This is a genomic window from Acidimicrobiales bacterium (assembly GCA_036491125.1).
In the GTDB taxonomy this organism is placed as follows: Bacteria; Actinomycetota; Acidimicrobiia; order Acidimicrobiales; family AC-9; genus AC-9.
This window is the reverse complement of sequence record DASXCO010000208.1, coordinates 1-10,639: the sequence shown is the minus strand read 5'-3', so window position 1 is coordinate 10,639 and position 10,639 is coordinate 1. Positions and strand designations below refer to the sequence as shown.

General features: G+C 72.4%; 13 protein-coding genes. 4 read left to right on the top strand and 9 right to left on the bottom strand.

Features of this window, described 5'->3' with window-relative positions; all coding sequences use genetic code 11:
* Both VGF64_16755 and VGF64_16750 read left to right on the top strand, forming a co-directional pair.
* Positions 1 to 706: response regulator transcription factor (locus VGF64_16755; protein ID HEY1636411.1), on the top strand; the 706-nt coding region annotated here is incomplete at its 5' end.
* Positions 707 to 709: 3 nt separating this feature from the next.
* On the top strand, positions 710 to 2,092 hold the full coding sequence (locus VGF64_16750) for a HAMP domain-containing sensor histidine kinase (GenBank protein ID HEY1636410.1): 1,383 nt from the start codon (positions 710 to 712) through the stop codon (positions 2,090 to 2,092).
* Here VGF64_16750 and VGF64_16745 read toward each other — a convergent pair.
* Positions 2,089 to 2,886, bottom strand: a complete 798-nt coding sequence (locus VGF64_16745) for a hypothetical protein (GenBank protein ID HEY1636409.1) — start codon at positions 2,884 to 2,886, stop codon at positions 2,089 to 2,091. The genes VGF64_16750 and VGF64_16745 overlap by 4 nt on opposite strands.
* The gene (locus VGF64_16740) at positions 2,883 to 3,827 is read right to left on the bottom strand and encodes a glycine cleavage T C-terminal barrel domain-containing protein (GenBank protein HEY1636408.1); all 945 of its coding nucleotides are present in this window, start codon (positions 3,825 to 3,827) and stop codon (positions 2,883 to 2,885) included. The genes VGF64_16745 and VGF64_16740 overlap by 4 nt, the downstream gene beginning before the upstream one ends.
* Positions 3,828 to 3,871: 44 nt before the next feature.
* On the opposite strand from VGF64_16740, the gene VGF64_16735 reads away from it, so the two are divergent.
* Entirely contained in the window at positions 3,872 to 6,046 is a 2,175-nt protein-coding gene (locus tag VGF64_16735) for an anthranilate synthase component I (GenBank protein HEY1636407.1), read from the top strand.
* On the opposite strand, the gene hisI is transcribed toward VGF64_16735, so the two are convergent.
* Both hisI and VGF64_16725 read right to left on the bottom strand, forming a co-directional pair.
* Positions 6,027 to 6,416 carry a phosphoribosyl-AMP cyclohydrolase gene (gene hisI, locus VGF64_16730; GenBank protein ID HEY1636406.1) on the bottom strand — a complete coding sequence of 130 codons (390 nt, stop codon included), beginning with the start codon at positions 6,414 to 6,416 and terminating at the stop codon, positions 6,027 to 6,029. The two genes, VGF64_16735 and hisI, sit on opposite strands and share 20 nt — an antisense overlap.
* Positions 6,413 to 6,769, bottom strand: coding sequence for a co-chaperone GroES (locus tag VGF64_16725; protein ID HEY1636405.1), 357 nt, complete (start codon positions 6,767 to 6,769; stop codon positions 6,413 to 6,415). The genes hisI and VGF64_16725 overlap by 4 nt, the downstream gene beginning before the upstream one ends.
* Positions 6,770 to 6,793: 24 nt before the next feature.
* Between VGF64_16725 and VGF64_16720 the strand changes: the two genes are divergently transcribed.
* Positions 6,794 to 7,429 (top strand): hypothetical protein, encoded by a 636-nt coding sequence (locus tag VGF64_16720; GenBank protein HEY1636404.1) that lies wholly within the window; start codon positions 6,794 to 6,796, stop codon positions 7,427 to 7,429.
* Here the strand turns inward: VGF64_16720 and hisF are convergent.
* The 5 genes from hisF to VGF64_16695 all read right to left on the bottom strand — a co-directional run.
* Positions 7,410 to 8,174 carry an imidazole glycerol phosphate synthase subunit HisF gene (gene hisF / locus VGF64_16715; GenBank protein HEY1636403.1) on the bottom strand — a complete coding sequence of 255 codons (765 nt, stop codon included), beginning with the start codon at positions 8,172 to 8,174 and terminating at the stop codon, positions 7,410 to 7,412. The two genes, VGF64_16720 and hisF, sit on opposite strands and share 20 nt — an antisense overlap.
* Entirely contained in the window at positions 8,156 to 8,890 is a 735-nt protein-coding gene (gene hisA, locus VGF64_16710; protein HEY1636402.1) for a 1-(5-phosphoribosyl)-5-[(5-phosphoribosylamino)methylideneamino]imidazole-4-carboxamide isomerase, read from the bottom strand. Before hisA ends, hisF begins: the two co-directional genes overlap by 19 nt.
* Positions 8,890 to 9,495, bottom strand: coding sequence for an imidazole glycerol phosphate synthase subunit HisH (gene hisH / locus VGF64_16705; protein ID HEY1636401.1), 606 nt, complete (start codon positions 9,493 to 9,495; stop codon positions 8,890 to 8,892). Before hisH ends, hisA begins: the two co-directional genes overlap by 1 nt.
* Complete coding sequence (gene hisB / locus VGF64_16700; protein HEY1636400.1) at positions 9,492 to 10,082, bottom strand: imidazoleglycerol-phosphate dehydratase HisB; 591 nt, start codon at positions 10,080 to 10,082, stop codon at positions 9,492 to 9,494. The genes hisH and hisB overlap by 4 nt, the downstream gene beginning before the upstream one ends.
* A partial coding sequence (locus tag VGF64_16695; GenBank protein HEY1636399.1) for an aminotransferase class I/II-fold pyridoxal phosphate-dependent enzyme occupies positions 10,079 to 10,639 on the bottom strand: 561 nt, incomplete at its 5' end. The genes VGF64_16695 and hisB, both read right to left, overlap by 4 nt.

Here is a 10,639-nt window from a genome sequence, read left to right as displayed (position 1 = left end):
ACGAGCAGCGGAGGCGCCCACCATGCAGTCGGCCGGGCATGGGCTGGTCCTCGTGGTCGAGGACGAGCGGGCCATCGCCGATCTGATCTCGCTCTACCTGCGCCGGGACGGCTTCGGGGTGCAGGTCGTCGGCGACGGCCGCAGCGCGCTGACCGCGGTGCGCACGCAGCGGCCGGTGGCCGTCGTGCTGGACGTCGGCCTGCCCGGGATGGACGGGATCGAGGTCTGCCGCGCGTTGCGGGCGGCCGACGACTGGACCCCGGTGCTGTTCGTGACGGCCCGCGACGACGAGGTGGACCGCGTCCTGGGCCTGGAGCTGGGCGCGGACGACTACGTGACCAAGCCGTTCTCGCCCCGTGAGCTGGTCGCCCGGGTCAAGGCGATTCTCCGGCGGGTCGACGGGCCACCCCGTGACGAGCCCAACGTCCTCGTGGCCGGAGGGGTCGAGGTCGACCTGGGCCGCCGCGAGGCCCGTCTCGACGGTCGGGTCGTCCCCCTGGCGGCGCGGGAGTTCGATCTCCTGGCCCATCTGGCCCACAACGCGGGCCTCGCCCTGACCCGTCCCCAGCTGCTCGAGGGGGTCTGGGGGTCGGGTTGGTACGGCGACGAGCGCACCGTGGACGTCCACGTGCGCCAGCTTCGCAAGAAGCTCGGCGACCAGCTCCCCCTTGCCACCGTCTGGGGCGTGGGCTACCGCCTCGACTGACGCGTGCGACGTCGCCTCACCATCGCCATCGTCGGGGTCACCGCCGCCGCTCTGCTGGTCGCGGGCGTCGGCGCCCTGCTGCTGGCCCGGCGGGCGGCCGTCGACGACGCCCGGCTGGGTCTCCTCGGCCAGACAACGGCGATCGCCGGGGGCACCGCGGCAGCCGAGGCCGCTCGGCCGACGCCGACGAGTCCCGGCCGGGCGACGATCCTGCCCATCCTGAAGCGGGTGGTCCGGCTCGACGGCGCCGAGGTGGTCACGATCAGTGGCGGGCGCTTCGTGACCGCCCTCCCGTCGGGGCTCACGGCCGGCAACCTCCATCCCAACATGATCATCGAGGGCCTCTCGACGTCAGGGACCAGGGGCAACCTCGTGTACGCCGCCGTCCCCGTCCCGCTCACCGCGGCCGAGCGGAATCGGGGCCTGACCCAGCCCCAGCAGGCGGTGGTGCTGACCAGGCGCGTCAGCAACGCCGGTCCCAGCTGGTTCTACCTGGTTCTCGTGGGAGCGGGCACGCTGGCCGTGGCGGCCGTCGTCGCCCAGCGACTGAGCCGGCGGGTGACCCGTCCCCTCGACGACGCGGTGGCGGCGACGGGCCGGATCGCCGAAGGCGACCTGGCGACCCAGGTGCCCGTGGCGGGCAACGATTACCCCGAGCTGGCGTCGCTCACCAGGTCGATCAACACCATGTCGGCCAGTCTCAGCCGGGCCCGAGGCCTGGAGCGGCAGTTCCTCATGGCGGTGTCCCACGATCTGCGGACTCCGCTCACCTCCATCCGCGGCTTCGCCGAGGCCATCGCCGAGGGGGCGGCCACCGATACGCAGCGGGCCGCCTCGGTCATCGCCAGCGAGTCTCGCCGCCTCGAACGACTGGTCGGGGACCTGCTCGAGCTGGCGAAGCTCGATGCCCGGCGCTTCTCCCTCGACGTGCGCCCGACGGACGTGGGCGAGGTGGTCGTCGATACCGCGGAAGGATTTCGACCCGTCGTCGAGAAGGCCGGGCTGGAGCTGGTGGTGGCCTGTGCGGACGGCCAGGCGCTGGACGCCAAGGCTGACCCGGACCGCCTGGCCCAGGTGCTGGCCAACCTCGTCGAGAACGCCTTCAAGTTCGCCGACGGCCGCATCCGGGTGGTGGCAGCCGCTCAGGACGGGACGGGCGTCGACGTCATCGTGGAGGACGACGGGCCGGGCATCGGGCCCGACGAGCTGTCGTCGGTGTTCGAGCGCTCCTTCCATCTGTCGCGCCCACCGACGCGCCAGATGGGGTCCGGGCTCGGGCTCCCGATCGTGGCCCAGCTGGTCCAGGCCATGGGTGCGACCGTCCGGGCCGAGTCGCCGGTCGCCAACGGCGGCGGCACCCGGATGATCGTGACGCTGCGTCGCTAGCCGGCGCAGGCGGGCACGTCGATCGGCAGCGGGGCGGCGCCGTTCACCGAGACGGCGAGGGGCTGGGTGCCACCGGCCTGGCAGGTGAGCTGCCAGGTGGCCTGGCCCCCTCGGTCGGTGGTCGCCGGGTTGGGGCCGGTGACCTGCCAGGTGCCGGACCCGCTGAGCTGGGCGCTCACACCGGGGGCCGGGTTCGCCCGTCCGACGCCCTGGGCATCCACGGTCCGGTTGCTCACGTCGACCACGAGGTTGGCGGGCTGGCTGACCACCGGCGGGTTGGGAGCGATGGCGGAGGTCACGACCGGTCCCGCGAAGCTCTGCAGGCCGAGGTTGAGTGTCCGGTTCTCTCCGCCCCCGAGGAAGAAGATCTCCGGGGCGGCCATCGTCTGGTCGGGCACGCGCCACGCCCGCACGCGGTAGCGGCCGCCGAGGATGTTCGGCAGCGACCAACGGCCGTCGGGTCCCGCGGTCAACCGGGCGGTGGCCGATGCGTCCCCGACGAGGCGTTCGACCTCTACCGTGGCGCCTCCGACGGAACCGCCCGACCCGTTCACCGTGCCCGTGAGGGTCGCGTGTCCCGGCCCCATGACGACGCCGGGGATCGTCGTGCGCCCCGATACCGGGGCCAGCGCGACCCCGGACAGATCCGGGGTTGTGGTCGTGGACTGGCTCGGGGATGTGCTCGGCGGCGGGGGCAGGGCGCCCACCGCGCCGGGGGCGCAGCCGGCCAGGCCCAGCGCCGCGACCCCCAGCAGCGCCGCGACCCCCAGCGGTGACCTGCGTGCCAGCCTCATGCCACGAGGGGCAGGGCCTCCACCCTGGCCGGGGCCTCGGCCGGGCCCCCGGGCCCGCCTCCCGGGCCGCTCGCCCAGCGCACCACCACATCGGCTGGCGGCTCGATCTCGCGGCGAACATAGGCCAGGGCCACCGGACCCCCGAGGGTGGGCGAAAGAGCCACGCTCGTCAGCTGGCCCAGCTCCTTGCCTCCCTCCGCGCCCGCGGCGAACAGGGCGGCGCCGACCGGTGGGGTGTCGCCCCCCTCGACGACCACGCCCCGCAGGTGGCGAGGCACCCGGCTCCCCCGGGAATCAATCCGGGCCACGAGCTCCTGGCCGGTGTAGCAGCCCTTCGTGAAGCTGACGGCGCGCTCAACCAGGCCTGTCTCGGCGGGAATGGTGCGTTCGGTCAGCTCAGCTCCCATCTTCGGGATCCCGGCTTCCACCCGCACCGCTTCCCAGGCCGCCGGATCGCACACGGGCACCCCGTCGGGCACGGCTGGGTGCGGGCCGATCAGGTCGAGGCCGGTCAGGCCCGGCCAGTCAACGGCCACCCCGAGCCCGGCCTGCTCCTGCGGGCCGAGCTCGACCTCGGCCAGGCCGGGGCCGCGCACCGCCAAGCAGCGCCAGTCGAGCGCCTCGATGTCGACCTTGGTCCGGAGCTTGAACCGGGCCAGCCGGCCGACGACGGACTCGCCGTAGCCCCCGTCGACATCGAGGAGGAACTCCTCGCCGGCCGTCCGGGTGACACGGACGAGGGCGTCGATCTTGCCCTGGGGGGACAGCAACAGCGACTCGGCCGAGCGCCCGACCTCCAGGCCTTCGACCTCCTGGCTGAGCTGGCCCTGGAGGTATGCGACGGCCTCCGGGCCCGCGACCCGCACCACGTCGCGAGGCACCCACGCGGCACCCACCTCGTGGCGCAGGGCCCGGTAGTCGCCCTCCCAGCCAATGTCCATAACAGCAAATGATGGCGCACCGGCGGGCCTACTGTGGACGGGCGATGACCCACGAGGCCACCACCTACACAACCGACCGAGGTATCCGCGTGGTGCGCACGGTCGAGGACATTGCGGTCGAGGGGGCCATCGACCAGATCATCGACTCCCTGGACACCCGCCGCGGGGCCCTGTTCGCCTCCAGCTTCGAGTACCCGGGCCGCTATACCCGATGGGACGTGGGCTTCGTCGATCCCCTCCTCGAGCTGTCCTGCCGGGGGCGGGAGGTGGGCGTCACCGCCCTCAACCGGCGGGGCCGGCAGCTGCTCCCCGTCCTGGCCGACGTTCTGGCGGAGGTCCCAGATCTGTCCTCGACCGAGCTGCGGGGCGAACACCTGACCGGAGTGGTCGAGGAGCCGTCCCGCCGCTTTCCGGAGGAGGAACGCAGCCTCCAGCCTTCAGTGTTCTCGGTCATCCGGGCCCTGACGGCGCTCTTCCGCAGCGACGCCGATCCCCACCTGGGCCTCTACGGTGCCTTCGGGTACGACCTCGCCTTCCAGTTCGAGCCCATCCATCTCACGCTGGAGCGGCCTGCCGATCAGCGCGATCTGGTCCTGTACCTGCCCGACGAGATCGTGGTCGTTGACCACCAGCGCCATCGGGCGTCCCGCCGGCGGTACGAGCTCGAGGCCGGTGCCCGCTCGACCCGGGGGCTGCCTCGTGAGGGTGCCAGCACCCCCTACGTGGGCGTCTCCGAGGTGGCCCGCTCCTGCGACCACGGACCCGGCGAGTACGCCGCCGGGGTCCTGACGGCCAAGGAGGCCTTCGGTCGAGGAGACCTGTTCGAGGTCGTGCCGGGCCAGACGTTCTTCGAGCCCTGCACCGTCCCACCCTCGGAGTTGTTCCGCCGGCTTCGGGAGCGCAACCCGGCGCCCTACGGCTTCATCGTCAACCTCGGGCAGTCCGATCACCTGGTCGGCGCGTCGCCGGAGATGTACGTGCGCGTGGACGGGCCCCGGGTCGAGACCTGCCCCATCTCCGGCACCATCGCCCGGGGCCGGGATCCCATGGACGATGCCGAGCGCATCCGGGCGCTGCTCAACTCGTCGAAGGACGAGTCGGAGCTCACCATGTGCACCGACGTCGACCGCAACGACAAGTCCCGCATCTGCGAACCGGGGAGCGTGCGGGTCATCGGTCGCCGCCAGATCGAGATCTACTCCCGCGTGATCCACACCGTCGACCACGTCGAGGGCACGCTGCGGCCCGGCTTCGACGCCCTGGACGCCTTCCTGTCCCACATGTGGGCGGTGACGGTCACGGGGGCACCGAAAGCCTGGGCCATGCAGTTCATCGAGGACCACGAGAAGACACCTCGGGCCTGGTACGGCGGCGCCGTGGGCTGGGTCGGCTTCGACGGCCGAATGAACACAGGCCTGACCCTCCGCACGGTGCGGGTGCGCCACGGGATCGCCGAGGTGCGCGTCGGCGCCACGCTGCTGTGGGAATCGGACCCCGAGGCGGAGGAGCGGGAGACGCGGGACAAGGCGTCGGCGTTCCTCGATGCCATCCGCGAGCCCCGACCGGAGGACGTCGTCGGCGGTGCCGCCGAGGTGCGCGCCGAGCCCTCGACCCGGGTGCTCCTCGTGGACCACCAGGACTCATTCGTCCACACCCTGGCCAACTACCTGCGCCAGGGCGGTGCCGAGGTCACGACCCTACGGGCCGGGTTCCCGGAGGAGGAGCTCGACCGCCTCGCCCCCGACCTGGTCGTGCTCTCGCCCGGACCGGGCCGGCCCGAGGACTTCGACTGCTCGGCCACCATCGCCGCCTGCCTGGCGAGGGGCCTCCCGGTGTTCGGGGTCTGCCTCGGCCTCCAGGCTCTCGTGGAGCACCTCGGGGGGAAGCTGGACACCCTGCCGACGCCGACCCACGGCAAGCCGTCGGTCGTGCGGGTCGTCGGCGGCGAGCTGCTAGCGGGCCTGCCGGAGCAGTTCACCGCCGGTCGCTACCACTCCCTCCACGCGCCGGCGGCGGCGCTGCCGCCCGGCCTGGTCGCCACCGCGCTCTCCGACGACGGGGTGGTCATGGCCGTCGAGCACGCGGACCTTCCCGTGGCCGGGGTCCAGTTCCACCCCGAGTCGATCATGTCGGTCGAAGACGACGTCGGCATACGTCTCGTGCGCGGCGTCGTGGCCCGGCTGGGCCGGCGCCGGCCGGTCAGCCCGCCGTCGGGCTGACCTCACCGAAGGCCCGGAAGAAGCACGTGCGCTCGCCGGTGTGGCACGCTCCCCGACCCTCCTGGTCCACGACCATCAGCACGGCATCGCCGTCGCAGTCGTAGTAGGCGCCCCGCACCCACTGGCGGTCGCCAGAGGTCTCGCCCTTGCACCAGTACTCCTGCCGGCTCCGGCTCCAGAACCACGTCCGGCCCGAGGACAGCGTGCGCCGCAGGGCGACCTCGTCCATCCAGGCGAGGGTGAGCACCTGACCGGTGGCGTGGTCCTGGACGATGGCGGGCACCAGGCCGTCGTCGTTGAAGGCGATGGCCGAGACGGCGGCCTCGTCGACCTCGATGGGCGTGGCCACGAACGATGCGCGATCGGTCACAGGTACAGCCCGGTGCCGCCGTCGATCCGCTCCGAGGCCACGGCGTGGATGTCGCGTTCGCGCAGGATCAGGTAGTCGTCGCCCTGCACCTCGACCTCGTAGCGGTCCTCGGGATTGAACAGGACGTGGTCGCCGATCGTGATGTTGCGCACGTGGGGACCGACGGCGACCACCTCGGCCCAGGCCAGACGCTTGGACACCTGGGCCGTGGCTGGGATGAGGATCCCGGCTCGGGACGTGCGCTCCCCCTCGGCGACCGGAAGCTGCACCAGCACGCGATCGCTGAGCATCGTGATGGGCTGCTTCTGCTGGGGCTTGGGGCTCTCGGTCTTGTCGTCTGCTGGCTGTGCCACTAGGGCACGGTACCGTCTCGCCCCATGCCGATCGAGCCGGTAACCCTGTCGAGCGCAGACGGCCTGGCCCTGGAGGGGGAGCTGAGCGTGCCCGAGGAGCCCTGGTCCGCAGCCGTGCTCGCCCATCCGCACCCCGAGTTCGGCGGGTCGATGCGCTCCATCGTGACCGCCGCCATGTTCGGCGCCCTGCCGGCGGCCGGGGTCGCCTGTCTCCGGTTCAACTTCCGGGGCGTCGGCCGTTCGGAGGGCACCCACGGGGGCGGACGGGACGAACGGGCGGACCTGGTGGCGGCCATCGACGTGCTGTCGCCGATCACCGAGGGTCTGCCGCTCGTGTTGGCGGGATGGTCCTTCGGTGCGGACACCGCCCTCACCGTCGGGGACGGGCGCCTTGCCGGCTGGCTCGCCGTGGCCCCGCCGCTACGGGCGAGCGCCGTCTCCGACATGGTCGCCGCCGCCGACCCCCGGCCCAAGCTCGTCGTCGTGCCCGAGCACGACCAGTTCCGACCCCCCGAGTCGGCCCGTCCGATGGTCGACGGATGGACGAACACCGAGCTCCAGATCGTGCCCGGTGGGGACCACTACCTGGTGGGCCGGGCCGAGCAGCTGATGGCCCTGGCGCTGGAGTGGCTCGAGCAGCTCAGCCGGCAATCGGCCTGACGCTCACGCCGTGGGCAGCCAGGTAGGCCTTGGCCTCGGCGACTCCATGCTCGGCGTAGTGGAAGATCGACGCCGCCAGCACCGCGTCAGCCTCGCCGGCCACCGCCCCCTCGACCAGGTGCTCGAGCGTGCCGACCCCCCCACTGGCGATCACGGGGATGGAGCAGGCCTGCGCGACCGACCGGGTGAGCTCGAGGTCGTACCCGTCTCTGGTGCCGTCGCGGTCCATTGAGGTGAGCAGCAGCTCGCCGGCCCCCAGTCGTTCGCAGACGGTGGCCCAGGTGAGGGCGTCGAGGCCCGTGGCTGTGCGCCCACCGTGGGTGTAGACCTCGAACCCCCTCCCCTGCCGACGCGCATCCACGGCGACGACCACGCACTGCGATCCGAGCTCGGCGGCCATCTCGTACACCAGGGCCGGCCGCTGCACGGCCATGGTGTTCACCGCAACCTTGTCGGCGCCGGCCCGGAGCAGCCGATGGGCGTCACCGAGGCTGCGCACGCCGCCGCCGACCGTGAGGGGAATGAACACCTCGTCCGCCGTCCGCCGTACGACGTCCACCAGGGTGTCGCGCTCGTCCGAGGACGCGGTGATGTCCAGGAAGACGACCTCGTCGGCGCCGGCCCGGTCGTAGCGGGCGGCGAGCTCGACGGGGTCACCGGCGTCGCGCAGGTTCTCGAAGTTGACGCCCTTGACCACTCGGCCGGCGTCGACGTCGAGGCAGGGGATCACGCGGACGGCGCGCACGCGGCCAGCGCCTCCTTCAGGTCGAGGCGCCCCTCGTGGATGGCCCGACCCACGATCACTCCGGCCAGCCGCCGGCCGTCGGCGTCGAGATGGGCGAGGCGGGTCAGGTCGTCCACCGAGGCCACACCTCCGGACGCGATGAGATCCACCGTCGACGCAGCCAGCGCCGCGGTCAGGCCGATGAGATCAGGCCCCTCGAGGGTCCCGTCCCGGCTGATGTCGGTCACGATCACGGCGGCCGCGCCGAGGTCCTCGAGCCGGCCCAGGAGCTCGAGCAACCCCGCTCCCGACGCCTCGGTCCAACCGCGCAGCGACGCGTCGCCGCCGCGGTGATCGATGCCCGCGGCCACGCGCCCCGGGTAGCGGGCAGCCAGCCGCTCGACCAGATCGGGGTCCTCGACCGCCGCCGTCCCCAGGACGATCCGGGCCACCCCGGCGTCGAGCAGTGATTCCGCGCCCGACTCGTCGCGCACCCCACCCCCGGCCTGTACCGGCACGCCGACGGCGGCGACGATGTCGGTGATGATCTGGCGGTTGACCGGCTGACCGGTCTTGGCCGCGTCGAGGTCCACCACGTGGAGCCACGGCGCGCCGGCACCAGCGAGGTCGACCGCCGTCTCCACCGGGTCTCCGTATACCGTGCGGCGCTCGAAGTCACCCTGGACCAGTCGCACACAGCGTCCGTCCAGCAGATCGACGGCGGGGTACAGGTCCATCAGGTGCAGGCGCGCACGAAGCCGGTGAGCAGCGTCAGCCCGGCGGCTCCCGACTTCTCGGGGTGGAACTGGGTGGCCCAGAGCCGGCCCCGCTCGACGGCCGCCACGACCGATCCTCCGTAGTCGCACGTGGCCACGACGTCAGCGGACGGCTCGGGGGCGAACGAGTGGACGAAGTACACCCATGAAAGGTCGCCGAGCGGTCGCAGCATCTCGCTGGCGCGACCCGGCACCGGACGGAGCACGTTCCACTGCATCTGCGGGCTCTTCGGTCCTGGCGGAAGGCGAACGACTCGGCCCTCGAGGATGCCCAGCCCGCACGCGCCGGCGTCCTCGGTCGACGTCTCGTAGAGCATCTGCATGCCCACGCAGATGCCGAGGAAGGGAAGGTCGCGGCGGGCGGCGTCGATGGCCACGGCGTCGAGCCCCGACGACCGCAGCGCGTTCAGGCAGCGACCGAAGGCTCCGACTCCGGGAAGCACCACCCCCGTCGCGCCCTCGGCCTGCTCGGGCTCGGTCACGAGTCGGGCGTCACCGCCGACGCGCTGCAACGCCTTCTCGGCCGACCGGAGGTTGCCGATCCCGTAGTCGAGCACGGCGATCACAAGCGTCCTTTGGTCGACGGGACGTCGGCTCCCTCGACGCGCACCGCGTCGCGCAGGGATCGGGCCACGGCCTTGAACGAGGCCTCGAGGATGTGGTGGGTGTTGCGCCCGCTGCGCAGCCTGATGTGCAACGTGATGCCGGCCGAGGTCGTGAGGGCCCGCCAGAACTCCTCGGCCAGCTGCGGCTCGAACGGGGGGCTCCCGAGGGGCACGGCGTCGGCCGCCACGTCCACCTCGTAGTGGAGGTAGGGGCGCCCGGACAGATCGAGCGCCACCTCGACCAGCGCCTCGTCCAGGGGCACGGCCATCGACGCGAAGCGACGCACCCCGGCCTTGTCGCCGAGGGCCGCGGCCAGGGCCTCGCCGAGCACGATCCCGACATCCTCGACGGTGTGATGGGCGTCGACCTCCAGATCGCCCTTGGCCGAGACCGTGAGATCGAGTCCCCCATGCCGACCCAGCTGGGACACCATGTGGTCGAAGAACGGGAGGCCCGTGGCCACCTCCACCAGGCCCGAGCCCTCCAGCATGAGCCCGACCTCGACCGTGGTCTCGCGGGTTCGACGGGAGCGCTCGGCTGTCCTCACGTCAGGCACTCTGCCAGAGCGGCCAGGAAGGCGGTGTTCTCCTCAGGGGTGCCCACCGTCACCCGCAGGCAGCCCTCGAGACGGGGCCAGCCGCTGCAGTTGCGGACGAGCACCGAGCGCTCGAGCAGGCCCTGCCACACCTCGTCCCCGGGACGGGTGAGCGGGCGGAAGAGGATGAAGTTGGCGTCCGACGGCCAGGACTCGACCGGCAGCTGCTCCAGGGCGGCGCCGAGGCGGCCGCGCTCCTCCACCAGGGCGGCGACCCTGGCGTCCATGTCCGCCTGGTAATCGAGGGCCAGGCGCCCGGCAACCTGCTTGATGGCGTCGAGGTGGTACGGAAGCGCCACCTGCTCCAGGGCGGTCACCACCGACGCCGGAGCGACGACGTAGCCGAGCCTCGCCGCGGCCATGGACCACGTCTTGGAGAACGTCCTGACCACGACCAGGCGGTCGTGGTCGTCGAGCATCGACAACGCCGACCATGCGCAGAACTGACCGTAGCCTCGTCCACCACGACCAGGCCCGGCGCCAGGGCCAGCACCTGATCGTGGTGGACG